General features: G+C 64.9%; 21 protein-coding genes. 13 read left to right on the forward strand and 8 right to left on the reverse strand.

Annotated features, from left to right (window positions below):
• Positions 1-120: 120 nt before the first annotated feature.
• Positions 121-3,303: an efflux RND transporter permease subunit gene (locus tag B0E48_RS00115; protein WP_077515443.1), complete on the forward strand. Its 3,183-nt coding sequence runs from the start codon at positions 121-123 to the stop codon at positions 3,301-3,303.
• Positions 3,304-3,345: 42 nt separating this feature from the next.
• Here the strand turns inward: B0E48_RS00115 and B0E48_RS00120 are convergent, their stop codons facing one another.
• Positions 3,346-4,638: an MFS transporter gene (locus B0E48_RS00120; protein WP_077515444.1), complete on the reverse strand. Its 1,293-nt coding sequence runs from the start codon at positions 4,636-4,638 to the stop codon at positions 3,346-3,348.
• Between the two features lie 84 nt (positions 4,639-4,722).
• Positions 4,723-5,316, reverse strand: a complete 594-nt coding sequence (locus B0E48_RS00125) for a DUF2239 family protein (protein WP_077515445.1) — start codon at positions 5,314-5,316, stop codon at positions 4,723-4,725.
• A 159-nt stretch (positions 5,317-5,475) separates the two neighbouring features.
• Here B0E48_RS00125 and B0E48_RS00130 point away from each other — a divergent pair, with 159 nt between their 5' ends.
• Both B0E48_RS00130 and B0E48_RS00135 read left to right on the forward strand, forming a co-directional pair.
• Positions 5,476-6,870: a pitrilysin family protein gene (locus B0E48_RS00130; protein WP_077515446.1), complete on the forward strand. Its 1,395-nt coding sequence runs from the start codon at positions 5,476-5,478 to the stop codon at positions 6,868-6,870.
• Complete coding sequence (locus B0E48_RS00135) at positions 6,867-8,387, forward strand: pitrilysin family protein (protein ID WP_254423787.1); 1,521 nt, start codon at positions 6,867-6,869, stop codon at positions 8,385-8,387. The genes B0E48_RS00130 and B0E48_RS00135 overlap by 4 nt, the downstream gene beginning before the upstream one ends.
• Positions 8,388-8,471: 84 nt before the next feature.
• Here B0E48_RS00135 and B0E48_RS00140 read toward each other — a convergent pair whose 3' ends face one another.
• The 5 genes from B0E48_RS00140 to B0E48_RS00160 all read right to left on the reverse strand — a co-directional run bounded on the left by B0E48_RS00140 (position 8,472) and on the right by B0E48_RS00160 (position 13,596).
• Entirely contained in the window at positions 8,472-9,998 is a 1,527-nt protein-coding gene (locus tag B0E48_RS00140; RefSeq protein WP_077515448.1) for a DHA2 family efflux MFS transporter permease subunit, read from the reverse strand.
• Positions 9,999-10,098: 100 nt separating this feature from the next.
• Positions 10,099-11,310, reverse strand: coding sequence for an HlyD family efflux transporter periplasmic adaptor subunit (locus tag B0E48_RS00145; protein WP_077515449.1), 1,212 nt, complete (start codon positions 11,308-11,310; stop codon positions 10,099-10,101).
• 9 nt (positions 11,311-11,319) lie between these two features.
• A complete protein-coding gene (locus B0E48_RS00150) occupies positions 11,320-12,780 on the reverse strand; it encodes an efflux transporter outer membrane subunit (protein WP_077515450.1) in 1,461 nt (486 codons plus the stop codon).
• Positions 12,781-12,810: 30 nt separating this feature from the next.
• Positions 12,811-13,281 (reverse strand): MarR family transcriptional regulator, encoded by a 471-nt coding sequence (locus B0E48_RS00155; protein ID WP_139350104.1) that lies wholly within the window; start codon positions 13,279-13,281, stop codon positions 12,811-12,813.
• A gap of 60 nt (positions 13,282-13,341) precedes the next feature.
• Positions 13,342-13,596 carry a hypothetical protein gene (locus B0E48_RS00160; protein ID WP_254423865.1) on the reverse strand — a complete coding sequence of 85 codons (255 nt, stop codon included), beginning with the start codon at positions 13,594-13,596 and terminating at the stop codon, positions 13,342-13,344.
• 250 nt (positions 13,597-13,846) lie between these two features.
• Here B0E48_RS00160 and B0E48_RS00165 point away from each other — a divergent pair, with 250 nt between their 5' ends.
• The 10 genes from B0E48_RS00165 to B0E48_RS00210 all read left to right on the forward strand — a co-directional run bounded on the left by B0E48_RS00165 (position 13,847) and on the right by B0E48_RS00210 (position 22,909).
• Complete coding sequence (locus B0E48_RS00165) at positions 13,847-14,662, forward strand: helix-turn-helix transcriptional regulator (protein WP_077515452.1); 816 nt, start codon at positions 13,847-13,849, stop codon at positions 14,660-14,662.
• Between the two features lie 83 nt (positions 14,663-14,745).
• The gene (locus B0E48_RS00170) at positions 14,746-15,321 is read left to right on the forward strand and encodes a DsrE family protein (protein WP_254423788.1); all 576 of its coding nucleotides are present in this window, start codon (positions 14,746-14,748) and stop codon (positions 15,319-15,321) included.
• Between the two features lie 26 nt (positions 15,322-15,347).
• Positions 15,348-16,268 (forward strand): substrate-binding domain-containing protein, encoded by a 921-nt coding sequence (locus tag B0E48_RS00175; RefSeq protein WP_077515454.1) that lies wholly within the window; start codon positions 15,348-15,350, stop codon positions 16,266-16,268.
• Positions 16,269-16,276: 8 nt separating this feature from the next.
• Positions 16,277-16,957: a c-type cytochrome gene (locus tag B0E48_RS00180; RefSeq protein WP_254423789.1), complete on the forward strand. Its 681-nt coding sequence runs from the start codon at positions 16,277-16,279 to the stop codon at positions 16,955-16,957.
• Positions 16,954-17,913 carry a c-type cytochrome gene (locus tag B0E48_RS00185; RefSeq protein ID WP_077515455.1) on the forward strand — a complete coding sequence of 320 codons (960 nt, stop codon included), beginning with the start codon at positions 16,954-16,956 and terminating at the stop codon, positions 17,911-17,913. Before B0E48_RS00180 ends, B0E48_RS00185 begins: the two co-directional genes overlap by 4 nt.
• A 195-nt stretch (positions 17,914-18,108) precedes the next feature.
• Positions 18,109-18,975, forward strand: coding sequence for an MBL fold metallo-hydrolase (locus B0E48_RS00190; RefSeq protein WP_077515456.1), 867 nt, complete (start codon positions 18,109-18,111; stop codon positions 18,973-18,975).
• A gap of 47 nt (positions 18,976-19,022) precedes the next feature.
• Positions 19,023-19,472: a TIGR01244 family sulfur transferase gene (locus tag B0E48_RS00195; RefSeq protein WP_077515457.1), complete on the forward strand. Its 450-nt coding sequence runs from the start codon at positions 19,023-19,025 to the stop codon at positions 19,470-19,472.
• Positions 19,473-19,537: 65 nt separating this feature from the next.
• The gene (locus tag B0E48_RS00200) at positions 19,538-20,317 is read left to right on the forward strand and encodes a sulfite exporter TauE/SafE family protein (protein WP_254423790.1); all 780 of its coding nucleotides are present in this window, start codon (positions 19,538-19,540) and stop codon (positions 20,315-20,317) included.
• Positions 20,318-20,341: 24 nt separating this feature from the next.
• Positions 20,342-21,199: a hypothetical protein gene (locus B0E48_RS00205; protein ID WP_077515458.1), complete on the forward strand. Its 858-nt coding sequence runs from the start codon at positions 20,342-20,344 to the stop codon at positions 21,197-21,199.
• A gap of 102 nt (positions 21,200-21,301) precedes the next feature.
• Positions 21,302-22,909 carry a peptidase S10 gene (locus tag B0E48_RS00210; protein WP_077516784.1) on the forward strand — a complete coding sequence of 536 codons (1,608 nt, stop codon included), beginning with the start codon at positions 21,302-21,304 and terminating at the stop codon, positions 22,907-22,909.
• 224 nt (positions 22,910-23,133) lie between these two features.
• On the opposite strand, the gene B0E48_RS00215 is transcribed toward B0E48_RS00210, so the two are convergent.
• Positions 23,134-24,183 (reverse strand): LacI family DNA-binding transcriptional regulator, encoded by a 1,050-nt coding sequence (locus B0E48_RS00215; RefSeq protein WP_077516785.1) that lies wholly within the window; start codon positions 24,181-24,183, stop codon positions 23,134-23,136.
• Between the last annotated feature and the right edge of the window lie 37 nt (positions 24,184-24,220).

A 24,220-nucleotide genomic window follows, 5' to 3' on the forward strand; every position in this document is an offset into this window, starting at 1 on the left:
CGATGACTGGCATAAAGTCGGCATGATCGGGCTGCCAGTCATTGCCGCTATGCTGTCTCCCGCCGCGAGCCGGTCCGATGGCGGCTGCTCGCCGCGATGCTTGCGGGCCATGGAAGCGCCATGAACATCTTTGCACCGCTGATCCGCCGCCCCGCCGGCACCTCCCTGCTGGCCATCGGCCTGATGCTGGCCGGGGTGTGGGCGTACCTGCTGCTGGGCGTGGCTGCGTTCCCGTCGATCCAGTTTCCCGGCGTGGCGGTGTTTGCGCAGATGCCCGGCGCCAGTGCGCAGACCATGGCGACCACGGTGATGGCGCCGCTGGAGCGGCACCTCGGGCGCATCCCCGGGATCAAGCAGATGTTCTCCAGCGCCGGCGAGGGCAGTGCGCAGATCCAGATCCTGTTCGACATGAGTCGCAATGCCGACAAGGCCGCGCTCGACGTGCAGGCGGCGATCAATGCCGCCTCGGCCGACCTGCCGTCGGGCATGCCCAGCCCGCCGGGCTACATCAAGTTCGACACCTCGCAGATCCCGGTGCTGCTGGTCTCGCTGACCTCCACCAGCCTGCCGCCGGACAAGTTGTACGACCTCACCGACACCTTGCTGAAACCGGCGGTGGCGCAGATCCCTGGCGTGGCGCAGGTGACGGTTTCCGGTGGTGCGCCGCATGCGGTGCGGATTGCACTGAATACTTCGCTGCTGGCCAGCAAGGGGATCACCGCGAACGATGTGGCGAACACATTGCGCGCGGCGAACGTCACTTCGCCGCAGGGCACGCTGAGCAACGGCGTCTCGCAGATGACGGTGACCGCGAACGATTCGCTGCAGACCGCACAGGACTTCGCTTCGCTGGTGATCGCCAGCCACAACGACATTCCGGTGCGGCTGTCCGACGTGGCCACGATCACCAGCGGGCAGCAGGATCAGTACGCGGCGGCATGGTTCAACGGCACCCGCGCGGTGACGATGCAGATCAGCAAGCGGCCGGAAGCGAATGCGGTGGCCACCGTCGAGGCGATCCGCGCCGCGTTGCCGGGATTCCACAACCTGCTGCCGGCCGACGTGCAGATCACCCCGATCTTCGACCTCACCCCGACCACCGAATCCGCGCTGCACGAAGTCGAAGTGGCGCTGCTGATGAGCATCGTGATGGTGGCGCTGGTGATGTTGGTGTTCCTGCGTCGCCTGCGGCCGACTGTGATCGCGATGTTCAGCGTGCCGCTGTCGCTGGCCGGCGCGTTCGTGTTGATGTGGATGCTCGGCTTCACGCTCAACATCTTTTCGCTGGTGGCGCTGGTGCTGTGCGTGGGTTTCGTGGTGGATGACGCGATCGTGGTGATCGAGAACATCGTGCGCCACATGGAGCGCGGCATGGCACCGCTGCAGGCCGCACTCACCGGGGTCAGGGAAATCGGCTTCACGGTGATCTCGATCACGCTGTCGCTGATCGCAGTGTTCGGTCCGATGGTGTTCGGCAACAACATCTTCACTACCCTGATGCGCGAGTTCGCGGTGACCCTGATCGCGACCATCGTTATCTCCGCGCTGGTCTCGCTCACGCTCACGCCGGCACTGTGCGGCAGCTGGCTGATGCACGAGCCGCCGGTGGGTTCTCGCTCGCCGGGCCGGCTGGAGCGCATGGCCGAGCGTTTCGACAACGGCATGCTGCGCATCTACGAACGCGGCCTGGACTGGGCCATGCATCACCGCCGCATCATGCGTTGGCAACCGCCGATCCTGTTGGTGCTGACCGTGCTGCTGGCGGTGTTGGTGGCCAAGGTGGCCGGCGGCGGCCTGATGCCGAAGGAGGACACCGGCCTGCTGCAGGCGCAGATCACCGCCGATGCGAATATCTCGCCCGAACTGCTGGCCACACGCACGCGGGCGATGGCGGCGGTATTGCAGGCCGATCCGGCGGTGCTCGACGTCTCCACCATTCTCGGTGGCGGCGACAGCAACGGCGGTGCGGTCGGCAACCAGTCCGTGCTGTTCGTCGACCTCAAGCCGCTCGGCGACAAGCCGGGTGACCGGCATGACTCGGCGCAGGAAGTGGTCGACCGGCTGGACAAGTACTACAAGACGGTGACCGACCTCGACGTCTCGCTGACCGCCGTGCAATTCATCAGCGGCGGCGGTCCCGGCGGCAGCGGCAAGGGCCAGTATTCGTTCCAGCTCAGCAGCAATGACGGCACCCTGTTGCAGGCACCCACCCTGCATCTGGCGCGGGTCATGCGCGGGATGAAGCAGTTCCGCGACGTCACCACCAGCTTCGACAGCATCGGCAAGCAGCAGATGCTGCAGGTGGATCGCGATGTCGCCGCACGGCTGAACGTGGGCATCGGCCAGGTCGATTCGGCGTTGTACAACGCGTTCGGCCAGAACCAGATCTCGACGATCTACTCGGACATCAACCAGTACCAGGTGGTACTCACCGCCGACAGCGCCGAATCGCTGAGCCCGACCACCCTGCTCAATACCTATGTGCGCAACGCGCTCGGCAAGATGATTCCGTTGTCCGCGCTGGCGCGGATCCAGCCGGGTATTTCACCGGTCAGCATCAGCCACTTCAACCAGCTCGAATCGTCTTCGCTCAACTACAACCTCGACAAGGGCGTCACCCAGGCGGACGGCCTGAAGCTGGTCGACCAGGCGATCTTTGCCGCGCAGCTGCCGCCCGGCGTGCAGCAGAAATACACCGGCGACAACCAGAACCTGGTCGAGGCCTTGAGCAACGCGCTGATCATGCTGCTGGCGGTGATCCTGGTGATGTACGTGGTGCTCGGCATCCTCTACGAGAGCCTGATCCATCCGATGACGATCCTCTCCACCTTGCCGGCGGCGGGCATGGGCGCGTTCCTCGCGATGCTGGTCACGCATACCCAGCTCACCCTGATGTCGGTGATCGCGGTGCTGATGCTGATCGGCATCGTCAAGAAGAACGCGATCCTGATGGTCGACTTTGCGCTGGTCGCCGAACGCGAACACGGACGTACGCCGCCGGAGGCAATCCGCGAAGCGGCGCTGGTGCGCTTCCGTCCGATCACCATGACCACCCTGGTGGCGATGGGCGCCGCGCTGCCGCTGGCGGTCGGTTTCGGCTACGGCTCGGAGATGCGCCAGCCGCTCGGCATCGCCATCCTCGGCGGCCTGTTCGTGTCGCAGCTGCTGACCCTGCTCAGCACCCCGGCGATCTACCTGTGGCAGCACGACCGCCGCGAACGCAAGGCGAAGCGCAAACAGCTGCGCGCCGAAATCCAGCGCCAGCGTGTGCAGCAACAGCAGATGCCGGCGCTGCCAAAGTAGCGTGGCGCGAGGCCAGTACTGACGACACAGAGCCAGTGTGCTTCAGGTCGCCTCGGCGGCCGTTGGCTTCGTCGCCCCAATGCTGCGCAGCGCCGGACTGGTCATACAGCAGAGCGCGATCGTGGTCAGCACCACGCCCGCGCCCACGAACAGTGCGGGCAGCGAGATCACTTTCAGGAGACTGCCGGCGATTGCGGCCGATAGCGGGCCGAGGCCCATGAAGGTGAACATCAGCACGCTCATCGTGCGGCCCATCATCTCCGGCGCCACGCGGCGCTGGATCCAGCTGACGATGGCGATCTGCGCGATGCCGCCGAGTACACCGGTGCAGGCCAGCAGCGCGGCGCCGGCGAACGTTGTGTGCACCAGCGCCATCGTGGCCAGCGCCAGCCCGGCGAGGCTGTCGATACCCAGCACCATCAGGCCGAGTCGGCCACGCACCAGCTTGCCGGCGACGCCGGAAAGGAAACTGCCGAGCAACATGCCGCCGCCATTCGCGGTCATCAGGATGCCCAGCGACGCGGCGCCCAGATCCAGCCGGGTATCGGCCAGCACCGGCAGCCCGACCTGGATCGGGCCGCCGACAAACACCGAGATCACCGCGGCGTAGAGGATGAACGCACGCAGCGGCAGATCGGCCCAGATGTTGCGGATGCCGCTGGCGACGTTGGCCAGCACGCTGCCGACCGGTGCCTTCGGGTGATGGTCGCTGTGGATGCGCACCAGCATCAGCGAGCCGAGCGAGAACAGGAAGCTCACCGCGTCGATGCCGAAGGCGAGTCCGAGGCCGGAGGAGTCGGCCACGCCCTTGGCATGGTCGGCGTGTGCACCGGCGTTGATCAGCAACCCGGCGATCACCGGGCCGATGATCATGCTCAGCTGGCGCATGCCCATGAACAGCGCGTTGGCCGGTTGCAGCTGCTGCGGCTCGATCAGTTGCGGCAGGATCGCCGAACCCGCCGGATAGGCGAACGCGGTGGACAGGCCGATGCCCAGCGCGATCGCGTAGATCATCCACATCTGGATCGCCCCGGCCAGTACCAGCACGGCGAGCAGGCTGACCAGCAGCGCATTGATCGCGCGCGCACCGAGAAGCACCCGCCGCGGCGACATCCGGTCCACCACCGCGCCGCCGATCAGCATGAAAGCGGCGCGCGGCAGCGCCATCGTGGCCAGCACCAGGCCGAGTGCGGCCGGATCGCCGGTGAGCTTCAGCACCAGCCACGGCAACGCCACCAGGGTGAACTGGTCGCCGATCGCCGAGATCGTGCTGCCGCCGAACAGCAGGGTGAAGTTGTGGTTGGCGAACAGCGAGCTGCGCGGAGTAGGCTGCATCGGGAGGTCCTTGATCGGCAGTCTGCACGCTGCCGCGATGATGGAATGAGTTTGAAAGCGATGCCACGGTCGCTGCGACGGAAGTCAGCTGGCACCCGCCTCATCCCACGCGTCCGCGGCCAGCCGGCGCAGATGATCGCGCACATCGACGGGCCACGGTTCGGTCAGCGTGATGAAACGTTCGCGGTCGCGCCGGTAGAACGCCCGCGATGCCTCCTCGTGACCGGAAAAATCACCGGTCATCGCGAGCATGAAGCGGTCGACGGCTTCCATCGCGTGCCGTGCACGGTCTTTTGCACCATGGCCACGCAAGGCCTGTTCGACCAGTCGCCGCAGCACCGCCGAAGCTCCGCCCGGCTGCTGGCCAAGCCAGTCCCAGTGACGCGGCAGCAAGGTGACCTCACGTGGAACCACGCCCAGCTTCGGTCGGCCCGGGCCGCGTGCGGCTGGTTCCGGCACGGCCTCAACCTGCGGCAGGCGCGCCAGTACCTGATGCTCGGTGCCGCGAAAATCCACTTCGATCTGGCGGCTGTCGCGGTCATCGAAAATCAGCAGGGAGTCACGCGCACCGGCGTCAAGCGCCTGCTTCGCTGCGCGTATCACATCGGGCAACGCGCCCTCGGCAATCAGGCGGTTACCGATGAAGGCACTGCAAACGGGGCTGTCACGGTAAGGCATGCGTTTTTGATCCGGTGCAACAAGTGACTTATTTATACCCGGATTAAATGGAGTGTCAATAACATCCGGGTAAAATATGTGCGCCGTGGCCCAGAAGTCATGGGCATGCTGCTTCGTCGGCTTGCTATGGTTGGCCTTTCACCCGAAGGGATTGAAGGGATGACCAAGCGTCTGCGCCCGGCCATGTTGCTGGCCTCACTTACCTTGTTTGCCGCGGCGGCAGTGTCACCGCCCGCAGCCGCGGCCGAGCTGAGCATTCCACCGATCCAGTACCACCAGCGCACCTTGCCGAATGGCCTGCAGGTGATCAGCGTGGAGGATCACGCCAGCCCGAACGTGGCGGTGCAGATGTGGTACCACGTCGGCTCGAAGGACGATCCGCAGGGGCGCTCCGGCTTCGCGCACCTGTTCGAGCATCTGATGTTCAAGAGTACCAAGCACATGCACGCCGAGCAGTTCGACCGGCTGACCGAGGACGTCGGCGGTGCCAACAACGCGTCCACCGGCGATGACGTCACCAACTATTTCGAGATCGTGCCGAGCAACTACCTGCAGACCTTGCTGTGGGCCGAGGCCGAGCGCTTGTCCAACCTCAACGTGGACGAGCCGAACTTCAAGTCCGAGCGCGCGGTGGTGGAGGAGGAATATCGCCAGAGCGTGCTGGCCAATCCGTACGGCAAGCTGTTCAACGCGATCGACCCGCACTCGTACACGGTGCATCCGTACAAGCGTCCGACCATCGGCAGCATCGAGGAGCTGGAAGCGGCCTCGCTGCAGAACGTGATCGATTTCCACAGCACCTTCTACCGGCCGGACAACGCGACCCTGATCGTCGCCGGCGACTACGATCCGAAGCAGCTCGACGCCTGGGTCGACCAGTACTTCAGCGGAATCGCGAAACCGGCCACGCCGGTGCCCCAGGTCACCGTGCAGGAGCCGCCGCGCAAGAAGAACCTGCGCTATACCGTCAGCAGCGAGACCGCGCCGCTGCCCGCGGTGGCGATCACCTGGCTGATCCCGCCAGCGGCCGACAGCGCCGACATCATTCCGCTGCAGGTCGCTGCCGCCCTGCTGTCGCAGGGCGATTCGTCGCGGCTGTACCAGTCGCTGGTGTATCGCCATCAGGTCGCCCAGCAGATCGGCGCCGATGCCGATGGCCGGGTCGGCCCGGGCCTGTTCACGGTGGACGCGATCCTCGCCAGCGGGCACCAGCCGGCCGAGGCGGAGAAATTGTTGAACGAGGAAATCATCTGGCTGGCGACCCAGCCGATTGCCGCGGCCGAACTCGACAAGGTGAAAACACAGCTGCTGACCGCTGAACTCAAGCAGCGGCAAACCGCGCAGGGTATCGCCTTCGCGCTGGGGCAGGCAAGCCTGATCGATGGCGGCGCGGAACACGCCAACACTGACCTGGCCGCGTTGCAGAAGGTCACCGAGGAAGACGTGCATCGCGTGTTGCAGAAATACGTGACCGGCGCGCACAGCGTCACCATCGATTACCTGCCGCAGGCTGCCAAGGCTGCGCCGGCAGCAGACAAGGGAGCAGCGAAATGAATAGCCATGACATGACCTGTCGCTGCAGGAACGTATTTCGTCTGGCCGTCTTTACGGCTGCGCTGGTGACCGCCGGCATCGTGCTGGCGACCCCGCCAGCCGTGGTCGCCGATCAGGGTTTCCCGACCACACCACCGGCGCCGGGTCCGGCGCCGAAGCTGACCGTGCCGACGCCGTCGATGCAGATACTGGCGAACGGGCTGCGGGTGATCAGCGTGCGTCGTGCCGGCCTGCCGCTGGTCACTGCACAACTGGTGCTGCGCAGTGGCGGCGAGATGGATCCGCCGCAGCTGGCCGGCCTGGCCGACCTCACCGCGAACCTGCTGAGCAAGGGCGCCGGCGGCAAGACGGCGCCGCAGATCGCCGCCGCCGCCGAAACGCTGGGTGGTTCGTTGAATGCCGCCGCGGGCTGGGATGAAAGCGCGGTGGGCATCACCGTGACCACGCCTAAGCTGCCACAGGCCTTGAGCCTGCTGGCCGAGGTGGTGCGCCAGCCGGATTTCGCTGCGGATGAACTCAAGCGCGCGCAGGCGCAGGCGGTCGATGACCTGCACCTGATGCTGAGCCGGCCGACTGCGCTGGCTTCGCTGGCGGCCAGTCGTGGCGTGTTCGGCGATGGTGCCTATGGCCATTCGCGCAGCGGCACGCCGGCCTCGATCGCGCGGATCACCCGCACGGATGTGCAGCATCTGCACGATTGGCTGTATCGACCCGACAACGCGATCCTGGTACTTACCGGCGACATCACGCCGGCGCAGGCGCAGCAGCTGGCGCAGAGCAGTTTCGGCGACTGGCAGAAGCCGGCCACGCCGCTGCCGGTGCGCCCGGCGGGCATGAGTGCCAGCCCCATGCCGACGATCCTGCTGATCGATCAGCACGGTGCCGGCCAGGCCGGCGTGGTCGCCGCGCATGCCGCGCCACCGCGCAACGATGCCGACTACTACGTCGGCACGGTGGCCAATGCGGTGCTGGGCGGTTCGTATTCGGCACGGTTGAACGAGGAGATCCGCATCAAGCGCGGACTGTCCTATGGCGCCAGCAGCCGGCTGCAGTCGCTCGGCGATGCCGGCATGTGGCTGGCCGCGGCGCAGACCAAGAACCCGTCGGCGCCGCAGGTGGTCGAGCTGATGCTGGGCGAGTTCAAGCGCCTCGGCACGACGAAGGTGGATGCACAGGAACTGGCCGCACGCAAGGCAACTCTGATCGGCAGCTACGGCCGCAGTCTGGAGACCACCGCCGGACTGGCCGAGCAGGTCGGCGAGCTGGCGGTCTACGGGGTGAAGCTGGACCAGATTGGCAAGTACATCGCGCAGGTGCAGGCGGTCACGCCGAAGCAGATCGAGGGGTATGCACATAGGCACCTGGATGCAAATGGCAGCAAGGTAGTGGTGGTCGGTGACGCTGCGCAGTTCGGCGACGCAATCCGCAAGGCGCATCCGCAGGCGGTGCTGCTGCGATCGACCGCGCTCGATCTGGATAGCCCCACCTTGCAGCCGGTGGCTGCCACCGTTCGATAAGTTGGCGTCAAACGTGAAAGCCCCGGCAGGTATGCCGGGGCTTTCTTGCAGATATGGCTCGGTTGTAGCGCTTGCCCGGCTGGCTCAGTGACCGCCGGCGGCAGGCCCCGCTTTCGCGCCAAACGGTGGTTTGGCCAGCCAGATCACGAACACCAGCCCGATGAAGACCCAGCCCAGCGCGTGGAACACCTCGTTGAACGAGATCTGGTAACCCTGCTGGGTGATCATGTCGTTGATGATGCTGCCACCGACCTGCGTATCGCCGTGGCCAAGCTGGGTCATCGCTGCCTGCGTGGTCGGGCTGTAGGCGGTGATGTGTTCGGCCAGTTGTTCGTGATGGCTCACCGCGCGGCGCTCCCACAGCAAGGTGGTGAGCGAGGCGGAAAAGCTGCCGCCGAGCGTGCGCAGGAAGGTGGCCAGGCCGGAGCCGGCGGCGATCTCGTTCTGCTGCAGGTCCGACAGCAGGATGGTCAGGATCGGCATGAAGAACAACGCCACGCCCAGGCCCTGGAGCAGCTGCACCATCGCCACGTGATAGAAGTCGATGCCGATGAAGAAGTCCGAGCGCATGAAGCAGGTCACGCCCATCACCACGAACGCCACCGAGGCCAGCATGCGCAGGTCGATGCGGGCGGCGTACTTGCCGACGAAGAAGGTCAGCAGCACCGGGATCACGCCCAGCGGCGCGGTGGCGTAACCGGCCCAGGTCGAGGTGTAGCCGAGATTGCGCTGCAGCCATAGCGGCACCAGCAGACCGATCGCGAAGAACGCCGCATAGGCGAGCACCAGGGCAATCGTGCCGGCGGTGAAATTGCGGTGGCGGAACAGCTTCAGATTGACGATCGGATCCTTGTCGGTCAGCTCCCAGATCAGGAAGATCGCGATGTTGATCGCCGAGATGATGCTGGTGACGATGATGAAGGTGGAGTTGAACCAGTCTTCGTCATTGCCCTTGTCCAGCACGATCTGCAGTGCGCCGACGCCGATGATCAGGGTGATCAGGCCGACGTAGTCGATCTTCGGGCGTTCGGTTTTCTCGACCTTTCCGCGCAGCTGGTTCGCCACCACCATGCTGGCGAAGATGCCAATCGGCACGTTGATGAAGAAGATCCACGGCCACGAATAATTGTCGGTGATCAGGCCGCCGAGGATCGGGCCGGCGATCGGCGCCACCACCGTCACCATCGCCAGCAACGCCAGCGCCATGCCGCGCTTGGCCGGTGGATAGATACTTATGAGAAGGCTTTGCGTGATCGGATACATCGGTCCGGCCACCGCGCCCTGCAGTGCGCGAAACACGATCAGCATGCCCATGCTCTGCGAGATGCCGCACAGAAAAGAAGTCAGTGCGAACAGCAGGGTGGACCAGACGAACAGCTTCACCTCGCCGAAGCGGCGGGTGAGAAAGCCGGTCAGCGGCAGCGAGATCGCCATGCTCACCGCGAACGAGGTGATCACCCAGGTGCTCTGGTTGTTGCTGACGCCGAGGTTGCCGGCGATCGTCGGCAGCGACACATTGGCGATCGTGGTGTCCAGCACCTGCATGAAGGTCGCCAGCGACAGACCGATCGTGCTGAGTGCCAGATTGGGTGGGCGGAATTGGGCGGTCATCGGGATCTGTCAATAAAGGTTTTGTGGGAGCGGCTTCAGCCGCGATGGCTTCGTATCTCGCGACTGAAGTCGCTCCCACAGGGTGTGCGACAAGTGCTGCCTATTTCCCGCCAGCCATGTTGGCGTGGATGATCTGCGTGATCGCCTCATCGGCCTTGACCAGTTGCTGCTTGTACACGTCGGTGCTGAAAGCCGGCTGGGTCGGTGATTGCTGCGCCAGCGTCGGCCCGCTCTTGTCGTGCAGGCTGACGTCCACGTTGACCGACATGCCCAGGCGCAGCGGGTGCTTGTCGAGCTGAGTGGGGTCGTCGAACACGATGCGCACCGGGATGCGCTGCACGATCTTGATCCAGTTACCGGTGGCGTTCTGCGCCGGCAGCAGCGAGAACGCGCTGCCGGTGCCGACGCCGAGGCTCTGCACCTTGCCCTTGTATTTCACCGCGCTGCCGTAGACATCGGATTTGATCTCCACCGGCTGGCCGATGCGCATGTCGGTGAGCTGTGTCTCCTTGAAGTTTGCGTCGATCCACACACCATGCAGTGGCACCACCGCCATCAGCGGTGCGCCCGGCTGCACGCGCTGGCCGACCTGCACCGAGCGCTTGGCCACATAGCCGTCCACCGGCGCGATCAGGGTGGCACGCACATCGTCGAGGAACGCGGCACGCAATTTCGCGGCGGCGGCCTGCACGTCCGGATGCGAGGCAACCACGGTGTCATCGACCAGCACCTTGCTGGTCTGGTACTGCTGCTGCGATGCGATCAGGCCGCTCTCGGCGGTGGTCAGCGCATCGCTGGCGTGCGCCAGTTCCTCGGTGGAGATCGCACCTGACTTGGCCAGCGCGACGCGGCGGTTGTAGTCGGCGCGCGCCTTGTCCACCGCGGTCTTGCGCACGGCCACATCGGCTTGGGCGCCATTGACGTTGGAGTACAGGCCGCGCACCTTGCGCACGGTGTTGGCGAGGTTCGCCTTTGCCTCGGCCAGCGCCACGTCGGCGTCGCTGGGATCGAGCTGCACCAGCACGTCGCCGGCATGCACGAGGTCGCCATCATCGGCGCCGATGCTGACCACGGTGCCGGGCACCTGAGGGGTGATCTGCACCACGTTGCCGTTGACGTAGGCATCGTCGGTGCCCTCGTACCAGCGGCCGTCAAGGAAATACCACAGCGCCCAGCCGATGACGGCGAGCACCACGATCACGACGACCAGGCGCAACATGAAGCCGCGCGGGTTTTTCTTCGGCACTGGAGTTGCTGTATTCGGTGTTGCAGCGGCCGTGTTCTCGGCCGTGGTTGGAGTCTGGCTGGACATGGGGCTGCCTCAGGAACGTGAAGGGTTGGAAGGGGGAGTGGGCGCATCGGCTTGCGGCTGGAAGCCGCCACCGAGGGCTTGAATCAGTTGCACCGAAAGATCGACCTGTTGCGCCTGCAGCGCCGCCATGCCGCGATTGGCGATCAGCAGTTGCTGGCGCACGCTGAGTGCTTCCAGGTAGCTGCCAATACCGGCCTTGTAGCGTTGCTCGGCCAGTTGCCAGGCGCCGTTGGCGGCATCCTGCGCGCGTTGCTGCGCGGCGATCTGCTGCTGCAGCGACTGCAGTGCGGACAGATCGTCCGCGACCTGGTTGATCGCGCCGACCAGGGTCTGGTTGTACTGCGCCACGGCGAGGTCGTATTGCGCATCCTTGCCGGAAAGATTCGCGCGCAGGCGGCCACCGTCGAAAATCGGCAGGCTGATCGACGGTCCCAGCTGGTAGAAACGCGCGGGCAGCTCAAGCGGATTGCCGCCACCCAGGGCGATCACGCCGGCCATCGCGCCGATGCTGATGTTCGGCAGGAATTCGGTCTTCGCCGCCTTGATGTCCTTGGCCGAAGCCTCGACCCGCCAGCGCGCGGCGACCAGGTCGGCACGGTGACCGAGCAGGTCCAGCGGCAGGTTGGTCGGCACGGCCAGCTCGGCCGGTTTCAACACCTGTGGCCGGGCGATCTCCAGCCCGCGGTCCGGGCCCTTGCCCAGCAGTACCGCCAGCGACGAACGCGACGCGTCGATCGCCCGCGTGGCGAGCGACAGCTGTTGTTCGGCGCTGGCCACTTCGCCGTCACTCTGTTTGAGCTGGATCTGGTTGTCGATGCCGGCGGCGACGCGCTGATGGGTCAGCTCGCGTGCCTCGTTCGCGCGCCGCAGTTCGCCGGTGGCCAGATCCTGCTGGGCAAAGGCATAGCCAAGTTGTGCATAGGCGCGGGCGACATTGCCGGACAGTTCGATGCGCGCGGCGCGTGCCTCGATTTCGGCGGCGCGTGATGCGCCGAGTGCCGCCTGCCACGCGGCGCGCTTGCCGCCCCACAGGTCCAGGCCCCACTTGAAGCTGACGTAAGCGTACTTGGCCAGCTCGAAATGACCGCCACCATCCTTCGCCGGCAGCAGCGTGGTGGGCAGCCGCGCCCCGGAAACACTGCCGCTGGCGTCGACGCTGGGTCCGCGCGCGGCATCGGCGATGCCGGCTTCGGCTTGCGCGGCGCGAGCGCGGGCATCGGCGACGCCGAGGCCCGGATTGTCGTGCAGCGCTTCGGTCATCAGCGCATCGAGTTGCGGATCGCCGAGCCCGCTCCACCAGTCACTGCTCGGCCATGCGGCCGGCGAGAGGTTGACTCCGGCGAGGCTGCGCTCGGCCTTCAGCGAAGACGGGTCGAGCGCGCTGCCGTCCGGGCGCAGGCCGCCGCTGCTGGCACAGCCGGCCAACGCGAGAGTCAGTGCGGTAGCTGCCGCAAGAAGATGCAGACGCATGGATTGAGGTCCGGTAAAAAAGATGAGGGGTCAGTTTTTGTCGCGGAGCGCGTGCAGCACGCGCTCCAGGTATTCGTACAGCTGCGCTTGTTCGGTGTCGTCCAGCGAGCGCTGGGCCGCATTCATCACGCGCTGGCTGCAAACGGAGGCGGTGTTCTGCCATACCGTGCGGCCCGCATCAGTCAGTTCGATGCGCAGTGCACGGCGATCCTGTGCGTGCGGTGAGCGACGCAGATAGCCCTTGCGCTCCAGCTGATCCAGCTGGCGGGTCATCGCACCACCATCCAGCTCGACGGCGCGGGCCAGTTCCGTGGCCGACACCGCACCCAGCTGCTGGGACTTCTTCAGGATCAGGTACTGGGTAAAGCTGAGGTCCAGGCCCTGGCTGGCAAGTTCGGCCTCGATCGCGCGCACGATCTCGGAGCGCACCATGGTGATCAGCATGCCCAGGCTCGGCGCATGGGATTCGTTGCTGTCGGATAGAGGGGTGTTCTGCTTCATGCGGGCATTCTATTGCCAAAAGTATATTTGTCAAGGCAAATATATGGCAGTTCATGTTTGTTACAGCAAAAAGACTGGCTGGGTCTGCTGGAAATCAGCCCCATGGCCACCCAGTTCGTCAGCCAGCCACGTACGCATGGCCGGATTACGCAACTCGAACAGCTCGAATACTCCCAGTGCGCGCAACGCCGGCAATTGCGCCAGCAGCCGTGGCTCCATCGCCCGGCGCACTGGCTCGGGCGTGGCGGGGTCGAGCATCTGGTGGGCACAGGCGACAAAGGTTTCCAGCGGGGATGGCGCCAGTTTGGACTTCATGGAAAGCAGCTGGGTCGTGGACATCGGATCATCCTGGGTTCGTGACGTGGCAATGCGCAGGCGTGTGCAGCAAGGACGCATGAACGGGGCGCGGCGTGACGGAGAGGGCATCACGGCTGGACGAGGAAACCGCGAGCGGCGGCAGCGGCAGGGAGGTTCCAGTCAGGCGTCGACCGGATGCGTAACAGCTTAGGCAAGTCATGTGGCAGTCTGGTAACGTTATTTGGTCAATATATGTCGAGAACCGGCCATGTCGGTATCCAAGCAGCACGTCTACGAGCTTATCGAGCGGATCGATGGCCCCGCCCTGATCGCCTACTGGCTGGGTGACGAGGCCGCCAGCGAATATGGCGAAGGCACCCACAGCTACGGCTGGCATCATCATTTACGCGGGCAGTTCTTCTGCATCGAAAGCGGTCTGGTCCAGGTGCATACCCGGCATGGTTCCTGGCTGTTGCCGCCGCATCGTGCCGGCTGGATGCCACCGGGCGAGTCGCACACGGTCACCATCAGTGGGGCGATGAGCGGCTGGGGCGTGTTCATCACCCCCGCGATCGACCACGGTCTACCCGATCATCCCTGCGTGATCGGGGTCAGTGAGCTGACCCGCGCGCTCGTGCGTCGTGCCAGTTCGTGGGCATGGCACGACCGCCTGAGCGACGAGCAGGAACGCGTGATGTCGGTGCTGCTGGACGAGATGCGCCGCGCGCCGCACGAACCGCTCTATCTTCCGATGCCGCATGACCGTCGCTTGTTGCGCATCGCGCAGGCAGTGCTCGAACAACCGCACGACAATCGCGGCCTGGATGACTGGGCGACCTGGGCCGGCCTGTCCGCGCGTAGCCTCAGCCGGCTGTTCCGCGCCGAAACCGCGCTGAGCTTCGCGCAATGGCGACAGCAGGCACGGCTCAGCCGAGGACTGCAGCAGCTGGCCGAAGGCACCCCGGTGGCTGCGGTCGCCGATGCGCTGGGCTACGTCAGCGTCAGCGCTTTCGTGGCGATGTTCCGGCGCAATTTCGGCCAGCCGCCGGCGCGTTATTTCGCAGGCCGGCCGTTGCCAGCCTGACCACGACCACGCCTGGATATAAGCCGTCTTTATCGTCACGATCACTAAAACTCCATTGGCTTATCGGACAAGCCGGACATAGCATGCGTGAACACTCATCCCGCGAGGTCGCCATGTTCCGTCCCTTCGTCTCGATCCTGCTTGCCCTCAGCCTGCTGCCTGCGGCGGCATTCGCCAGCGACGGTTTCTGGCAGACGCCCACCATCACCGGTGCCGGCAAGATCCATGCGCTGCCGCAAGCGGCTTACCAGCCGGATCGCAACGCCACCTACAAAGTGGTGTTCAGCCTGAGCAAGGCGGGCGACAAGCCCGATCAGGTGAGCCCGTCACTGGATCACGTGGCGCGCGCGGTGAATCTGTATGTGAGTGCCGGCGTGCCGCTCGACCACCTGAAATTCGTGGCGATCGCCTCCGGTGGAGCGACGCCGATCGTGCTGAACAATGCGCAGTACCAGAAGCTGCATGGCATCGACAATCCGAACCTGCCGCTGATCGAGCAGCTGCGCAAGGCGGGCGTCGATATCGCGGTATGCGGCCAGGCCGTCGCCGAACATCAGTTCCAGTACGACTGGGTCGATTCGCACGTCACGCTGGCGCTGTCCGCGCTGACCACGGTCACTGTGCTGGAGCAACAGGGTTATGCCCTGATGCCGTTGTGATCTTTACGCTTTCGGGGAGTTGAACGATGCGTCATTACGTTTTGGGTCTGCTGCTGGCGGCCACATTCGGCGCCAGTGCGACCGACCGGACCGACTTCCTGCCGCCGTGGAACCCGCCGCCAGCGGGCCTGCAGTTCAGCGTGCCGCCGGTGGATGCGATCGCCGACCTGCACGGCGACATCGTCGATCCGCAGTTGGTGCTGTTCTTCGCTGGCAACCAGTTCATGGTGGTGCATGACCTGCTGGAGGCATTCAAGCAGGCGCATCCGCAATACCAGCGGATCTACGCCGAGACGCTGCCGCCGGGCATCCTGGCCAGGCAGATCGAGAGCGGCACGCTGGTGATGGGCAACCTGCGCATCACGCTGAAACCGGACATCTATACAGCCGGCAAGGATGCGATCGCCGGGCAGCAGAAGCAGCACAACTGGTTCGCCGACAGCTACGACTACGCACGCAATCCGCTGGCGATCCTGGTGGCGAAGGGCAATCCGAAGCACATCGCCGGGTTGACTGATCTTGGTCGTAGCGATGTGCGCGTGAGCATGCCGAACCCGGCATGGGAAGGTATCGCGAAGCAGATCGAGGCGAGCTATCGCAAGGCTGGCGGCGACGCGCTCGACCACACCATCATGGACAGCAAGGTGAAGGACGGCAGTACCTTCCTCACCCGCATCCATCACCGCCAGTCGCCGCTGCGCGTGCTGCAGGATGAGTCCGATGCGGCGCCGGTATGGTCGACCGAGGCGTATTTCCAGCAGCAGATCATGCATTTCCCGGTCGAGACGGTGACGATTCCGGCGAGCCAGAATGTCACGGCCACCTATACCGCCGCACGCATGAAGGACGCGCCGCACGAACAGGCCGCGAAGGATTTCCTGGCCTTCATGCAGAGCCCGGCGGCGCAGGCGGTATATCGCAAATACGGCTTTCTGCCGGCGCACTGAGGAAGGACATGATGCGTCGCTGCCATTCACGAACACGGTTGCTTGGCCTCGGCCTGCTCGTCGTCACCGCGCTGTCGATGGGCGACGCGCATGCCGTCGATGCGGCGGCGATCACGATGCAAGGCAACGGCAACGGCGCGGCGCCATGCATGGCCTGTCACGGCGCCGATGGCGGCGGTCAGGCCAGCGCCGGCAACCCGCGGCTGGCCGGACTCGATGCGTCCTATCTGCAGAAGCAGCTGGACGATTTTGCCAGCGGCACGCGCGCCAGTCCGGTGATGCAGGCCACCGCGACGGCGCTCAGCGAAGACGAGCGCGCGGCGCTGGCGATGTACTACAACAAGCTGCCGGTTCCCGATGTGCTGCTGAAACCGGCTGCAGCGATGCCGGCGGCGAACAACGTCGGCGCCGTGCTCGCCACACGCGGTCGTTGGGGCAACAACGTTCCTGCATGCGAGCAATGCCACGGCCCCGCCGGCGTCGGCGTGGGTGCGCATTTCCCGCCGTTGGCCGGACAACCGGCCGCGTATATCGTCGCCCAGCTCAAGGCGTGGCAGCAGGGCACCCGGCACAACGATCCGCTGCAGCTGATGCAGCATCTGTCGAGTGCGCTAAGCACACAGGATATTCGCGCGGTGGCCGACTGGTTTGCTGCACAACCGCTGGCCGCGAATGGAGTCACGCCATGAAGCTGACGATGTGCTGGGTGGGCGTCATCGCGATAGGCGCGTTGAGTGCCTGTACACAGAAGCCACCGGTCAGTTCGACCACCAGTCCGTCGCCAGCAGCGCCCGCTGCGACGGCGCATGCGACGGCCAGGACGCCACTAGCCAGTGCGTCGACGACGTTCACGCCACCCGGGGAAGCGCAGATCCCCACAGGGCCGCTGGGCGACGTGATCCGCCAGGGCCGCGACATTTTTGTGGACACGCCGCAGCACGCCAAAGCGTATGTCGGCAACGGACTGAGCTGCAGCAACTGCCATCTGGATGCGGGTCGGCTGGCCGACTCGGCCCCGCTATGGGGCGCCTATGGCATGTACCCGCAATACCGCAAGAAGAACGGCCACGTGAACACGTTCGGCGAGCGCCTGCAGGGCTGTTTTCGCTACAGCATGAACGGCAAGGCACCACCGCTGGACAGCGCGGAGATGGTGGCGCTGGAAACCTATGCGTGGTGGATGGCCAAGGGTGCGCCCGTCGGCGTCAAGTTGCAGGGTGCCGGTTATCCCAAGCAGGATTTCAAGCCGCCGCAGCCGGCGGATTATGCGCGCGGCGAGAAGGTCTACGCGGCGAACTGCGCGCTGTGCCACGGCGCCGACGGGCAGGGCCAGCAGGTCGCCGGCCGCAACGTGTTCCCGCCGCTGTGGGGCGCGCAGTCGTTCAACTGGGGCGCCGGCATGCACGAGCTGGGCAACGCCGCGGCCTTCATCAAGGCGAACATGCCGCTCAGTCGTGGTGGCACGCTGAGCGACCAGGATGCGTGGGACGTGGCGATGTTCATGGATGCGCACGAGCGGCCGCAGGATCCACGCTACACCGGCAATCTCGCCGAGACGCGGGCGAAGTACCACGACACACCGGACTCGCTGTACGGTACCCAAGTCAACGGGCATCTGCTTGGCGCAGCGCCCAGTGGCAACTGAGGTCGTGATGAGACTGCCGCTGCCGGATACTGGTGGTTGCAGTTTCCGGTGCATGGATTCGAGGCAACTGCCATTCGGACAAGCGTCTGCATCTGTTCCTGCGCGCCACGGCCGACAGGACACCTGTCGCGTTATGCGGCGGTGAGTTGGATGCTTTCAGGCAACGGCTGATCCATCGTCATACGGGAATCGCTCATGCATCAGCCTGCAGTCAAGGCCTTCTTCGACGAAGCCAGCCACACGTGGAGTTATGTCGCGTGGGATCCGGCGAGTCTGCGTGCCGCGGTGTTCGACAGCGTGCTCGATTACGACGCCAGCGCCGGGCGCACGCGCCACGATGCCGCCGATGCACTGATCGCATTCGTCCGTGCGCAAGGGCTGACGCTGGACTGGGTGATCGACACGCATGTGCATGCCGACCATCTCTCCGCCGCGCCCTATGTGCAGGCTGCATTGGGCGGCAAGCTCGGCATCGGTGAGCACATCTGCGAGGTGCAGCAAACTTTCGGCCAACTGTTCAATGCTGGCGGCGGTTTTGCCCGCGACGGCAGCCAGTTCGACCATCTGTTTCGCGACGGCGAGCGCTATCGAATCGGTACGCTTGAAGCGTGCGCATGGCATACGCCGGGACATACGCCGGCATGCATGACTCATGTGGTCGGCGATGCGGCCTTCGTCGGCGACACGCTGTTCATGCCCGACTACGGCACCGCGCGCTGCGATTTCCCGGGCGGCGATGCGCGCACGTTGTACCGCTCGATCCAGAAGATTTTTGCGTGGCCGGACAGCACGCGCATCTATCTGTGCCACGACTACAAGGCGCACGGACGCGACCACTATGCAAACGAAACCACGGTCGGTGCGCAGCGTCGCGACAACATTCATGTGCATGAAGGCATCGGCGAGGATGCTTTCGTGCAGATGCGCATCAGCCGCGATGCGACGTTGTCGATGCCGGCATTGATGTTGCCGGCGGTGCAGGTGAACATGCGCGCTGGCCAGTTGCCAGCGGCCGAAGACAATGGCATCCGCTACCTGAAAATTCCGCTCGATACGCTTTGAAGGCGTTGCCCTCGCGTTCAACGGCATTGGCCACAGGAGTCGTCCGCATGCACCCGAAATCACTCACCAACAGCATCAGCGTTGACGCGCAGATCGGCGCGGATGATATGGCCGCGTTGGCCGAGCTGGGATTTCGCAGCGTCATCAACAACCGGCCCGACGGCGAGGCCGACGATCAGCCCGCCAGCGCCGAACTGGCCGCGGCGGCGGCACGGTACAGCTTGGCTTATCGGCACGTGCCGGTGGTGTCGGGCCAAATCATCGATGCCGATGTGGATGCGTTTGCACAGACGCTGGCGACAATGCCGCCACCGGTGCTGGCATTCTGTCGCACCGGCACACGTTCCACGATGTTGTGGTCGCTGCAGGCATCGCGCAGCCAGTCGGTGGAGGATATTGTGCGGATCGCCGCCGCGGCTGGCTACGATCTGGATGGCTTGCGTCCGCGTCTGCAAGTGCAGCACGACCGTTACGCAGCGCGCGCGAAAAGTGGATGACGGCACACATCGAACGGTTTTGATCGGAGGCCCGGCCGGGCTTCTTCCAGCGAGGGGACTACTGCATGATCATGTTGCCTGCATTGCAGGATTTGCTTGCGGTCGCCTGCGGCTCGCTGGTCGGCTTCTCGCTGGCCTTGATCGGTGGCGGCGGCTCGATCCTGGCCACGCCGCTGCTGCTGTACGTGGTGGGCGTGCGCGATCCGCATCTGGCGATCGGCACCAGCGCGGTGGCGGTCGCAGTGAACGCGTTCGCGAACCTGATCCCGCATGCGCGCGCCGGCCACGTGCGCTGGAGGGCGGCCTTCATGTTCGCCGCGACCGGAGTGGTTGGCGCGTTCGTCGGTTCGACCCTTGGCAAGCTGGTCGATGGCCAGCGCCTGCTGGTGCTGTTTGCCGTGCTGATGCTGGTGGTCGCCGCGCTGATGTTGCGCGGCCGACGCGGCGGCGGCGGAGATCGCTATCCACTGCCACACATGTTCTCGCGACTGGGCGCGGTGGGTTTTGGCGCGGGCAGCCTGTCCGGATTTTTCGGCATCGGCGGCGGCTTTTTGATCGTGCCCGGACTGATGTTCGCCAGCGGCATGGCGATCATTGAGGCGATCGGCACCTCGCTGTTTTCGGTGGGTGCATTTGCCACCACCACCGCGCTCAACTATGCCGCCTCCGGTCTGGTCGACTGGCGCGCTGCGATTGGGTTCATCGCTGGCGGTATCCTTGGCGGCTGGCTCGGCGCGATGGGCGCACATCGGCTGGCGAAAACCCGTGGCACGTTGCACGTGGTCTTCGCGCTGGCGATCGTCGCCGTCGGCGTGTTCATGCTGGTCAGGAATCTGCGCGGTTGACCGCCGCATGACGGGAGTGACGGGGTGATCTACATATTGTTGAGTGTCGTCTGCAGCGTGCTGGTATCGGTGCTGCTGAAGCTGGCGCGTCGTTTCGAGATCGATGTGGGTCAGGCGATCGCCTGGAACTACGTGGTGGCAAGCGCGCTCACTGCGCTATTGCTGCAGCCGTCGCTGGCGACCCTGCGCGGGCCGGCAACGCCATGGCTGGCGCTGGTGGGGCTGGGCGTACTGCTGCCGACGATCTTTCTCGCGCTTGGCGCGTCGGTACGCCATGCTGGCATCGTGCGCAGCGATGCGGCGCAGCGGCTGTCGCTGTTGCTCTCGTTGCTGGCGGCATTCCTGTTGTTCGGCGAACAGCTCAGCGGACTCAAGGCGGCAGGCATCGTGCTGGGACTGCTCGCCCTGCTGTGCATGGTCTGGCGCAACGAACACGGTCATACCGACGGCGGCAGCGCGAGCTGGCTGTATCCGCTGTTGGTGCTGGGCGGTTTCGGCACGATCGATATCCTGTTCAAGCGTGTGGCGCTGGTCGGCGTGCCGCTGGGCACGTCGCTGCAGGCGATGTTCGCGCTGGCGCTGCTGGTCGCGTTCGCGCTGCAGCTGTGGCGCCGCCTGCAAGGGCGCATCCGCTTCACCATGCGCAGCGCGTTGGGTGGCGTGGCGCTGGGGCTGGCCAACTTCGGCAACATCCTGTTCTACCTGCGCGGTCATCGCGCGTTGCCGCAACATCCTGCGCTGGTGTTTGCCAGCATGAACATCGGCGTGGTGGCACTCGGAGCGCTGGTCGGCACATTGATCTTTCGCGAGCGGCTGAGCCGGCTCAACCTCGGTGGCGTACTGCTGGCGCTGCTGGCGATCGGTTTGATCGCCTTCGCGTGAGGGCAGTGACTTCTGGGAGATGAAAGCCGGTTGCATCGGTGCCTATGCTGCAGGCCAATCCGGGGCGGACTACGCCTCTGCCAGCTGAGGATGTACCCGTCCATGCGCAAACTTCCCGTTGCCGCGGCTCTTGCCGCCCTGCTGCTCAGCACTGTTGCGATCGCCGCATCCGACAAGAAGGACGGCAAGGACAAGCCCGAGGCGAAGCCCGATGCCGCGCTGTTGCAGCCGCAATCATCGAACAGCGAGGGATCGGTGTCGGTGGAAGGCCATCGCATCGACTACAAGGCGGTGGCCGGCACGTTGGTGCTGCACGGCAGCGGCGACAAGGAGAACGAGCCGCAGGTGAGCATGTTTTACGTCGCCTATTTCAAGAAAGGCGCCGAAGCCACCAAGCGGCCGGTCACCTTCATCTACAACGGCGGCCCCGGCTCGGCCACGGTCTGGCTGCACATGGGCGCGTTCGGGCCGAAGCGGGTGGTGACCGCCGACGATACGCATACGCCGGCGGCGCCGTACGGCCTCGTCAACAACGACTACAGCCTGCTCGATGCGTCCGACGTGGTCTTCATCGATGCGCCAGGCGCTGGCTTCAGCCGGCTGATCGCAGACGATGCCGACAAGTCCAAGCGCGACGAGCAGATGAAGGACCGGCGCAAGGCGATCTACGGCGTTGATGGCGACGGCCACGCGTTCGCCCAGTTCATCACCCAGTTCCTGTCGAAGTACGGACGCTGGAATTCGCCGAAATACCTGTTCGGCGAAAGCTACGGCACCACCCGCTCGGCGGTGCTGGCGAACATCCTGGAGAACGAGAACAGTGTCGATCTGAATGGCGTGATCCTGCTCTCGCAGATCCTCAATTTCGACACCAGCATCGATGGCCCCGAATTCAATCCGGGCATCGACCTGCCGTACGAACTGGCCTTGCCGACCTTCGCTGCCACCGCGTTCTACCACCACAAGCTGCCGTCGCAGCCGGCGGCACTGGAGCCGTTCCTCGAGGAGGTGAAGCAGTATGCGCTGGGCGATTACACGCAGGCGCTGATGGCGGGCTCGCGGCTCAGCGATGCGCAGAAGCAGGCGGTGGCGGAGAAACTGCATCAGTACACCGGTCTTTCGGTGGCCTACCTGCTGAAGGCGAACCTGCGCGTCAGTGGCGGCATGTTCGAGCACGAGCTGCAGACGGGCGAAGACACCACGACCGGCCGGCTGGACAGCCGCTTTGCGGGGCCGTCGATCGATCCGCTGAGCAAGGAGTCCGACTACGACCCGCAGTCCTCGGCGATCAGCTCGGCCTATATCGCCGCGTTCAACGACTACGTGCGGCGTGACCTGAAGTTCGGCGACGGCCAGCAGTATCGCGAGTTTGCCGATATCGATCATTGGGATTTCGCGCACAAGGCGCCGGGTGTGCAGGGTGAGGCGCTGCAGTCCTCGACCAACGTGATGCCGGACCTGGCCACCGCAATGAAGACCAATCCCAATCTCAAGGTCTACTTGAACGGTGGCTATTACGATCTGGCCACGCCGTTCTTCGCGGCCGACTACGAGATGCATCACCTGCCGATCCCGGCCAGCCTCGAGAGCAATATCAGCTATTCGTGGTATCCATCCGGCCACATGGTGTATGCGCACGAAGCGTCCTTGAAGCAGTTGCATGACAACGTGGCCCGCTTCATCGAGCAGACCGACAACGTGAGGCATTGAGGCTGTTTGGATAGCCCACTTTGTCGACTCTTCAGACTTGCCAAGCCCTACTTTTTCGTCATTCCGGCGCAGGCCGGAATCGCTTCACCACAGCGAAGCTGGTCGCCGCTCTAAAGCAGCGAAGCTGGCCCTCTCTTTGCAGCGGCGAAACCAACAGCAGCAAGCGATCACGGCCTGCGCCGGGATGACGGCAGGAAAGTTGGTTGTTCGAGCCGCTCGGACGCTCAGCGCTTGGCCGGTGCGGTATGCCGCGGTGCGGTCGAGCCGCGCACCACCAGCTCGGGGCTGAAGCCCTCGTTGGTGCTGTTGACCGGTTCGCCGTTGGCGTCACGCTGCAGGTCGTCGATCAATCGTTGTGCTGCATGCCGCGCGATCTCCTCGGTAGCCTGCCGCGCGGTGGTCAGTGCCGGCCATGACTGCTTGGAGAACGGGCTGTCCTCGAAGCCGGCGATCGACAGGTCGTACGGCACGTTGATGCCGTCGGAATGCGCCGCCGCCAGCACGCCGGCGGCAATTTCGTCATTGCAGCCGAAGATCGCGGTGGGCCGGTCCTTCAGCGCGAGCAGCTTGCGTGCGCCGCGGAAACCATCGTCGAAGGTGTAGTCGCCAGGCACGATCAGCTTGCGATCGAGCGTGATGCCATAGTCCTTCAACGCATCCTCGTAACCCTGGTAACGCTCCTGGCTGGAGCGATGCTCGTGGCCGCCCCACAGGAAACCGATGCGCTGGTGGCCGAGCTGGATCAGGTGTTCGGTGATCGCGTAGGCCGCATCGCGGTCATCCACGTACACACAGGGATAACCATCCTGCGGATCCTTGCGCGCCGAGATGATCCGCATGAACGGGATCTTCGCTTCGCTCAGCGTGCGGATCAGCTCCGGTTGTTCGGACATCGGTGGCGCCAGCACCAGTCCGGCCAGCCGCGAACGGCGCACCAGTTCGCACAACTCGTCGGCCAGCCGCGGTGAAGACGAGTCGCAGGGATGAATCTGCAGGCCAAAGCCGCTGCTGCGGCACACCGACAGCACGCCGCGTTGCAGATTGATGATGTAGTGCGCGTTGGGATTGTCGTAGACCAGCGCCAGGGCATAGGCACGGGTGCTGCGCAGGCTGCGCGCGGAAGGGTCGGGCTGGTAGCCCAGCGCGTCGATTTCGCGCTGCACCTTCGCGCGCGTGCGCGCATGCACCGACGGTTCATTGTTGATGACCCGCGACACCGTCTTCAGCGAGACGCCTGCCCGTTCTGCGACATCCTTGATGGTGGCACTGCGCACCCGCGAACCTCTTGCATCGAAAATAAGGGGCGCCAGC

Origin of the sequence: Rhodanobacter sp. C03 (genome assembly GCF_002001175.1) — a bacterium.
In the GTDB taxonomy this organism is placed as follows: domain Bacteria; phylum Pseudomonadota; class Gammaproteobacteria; order Xanthomonadales; family Rhodanobacteraceae; genus Rhodanobacter.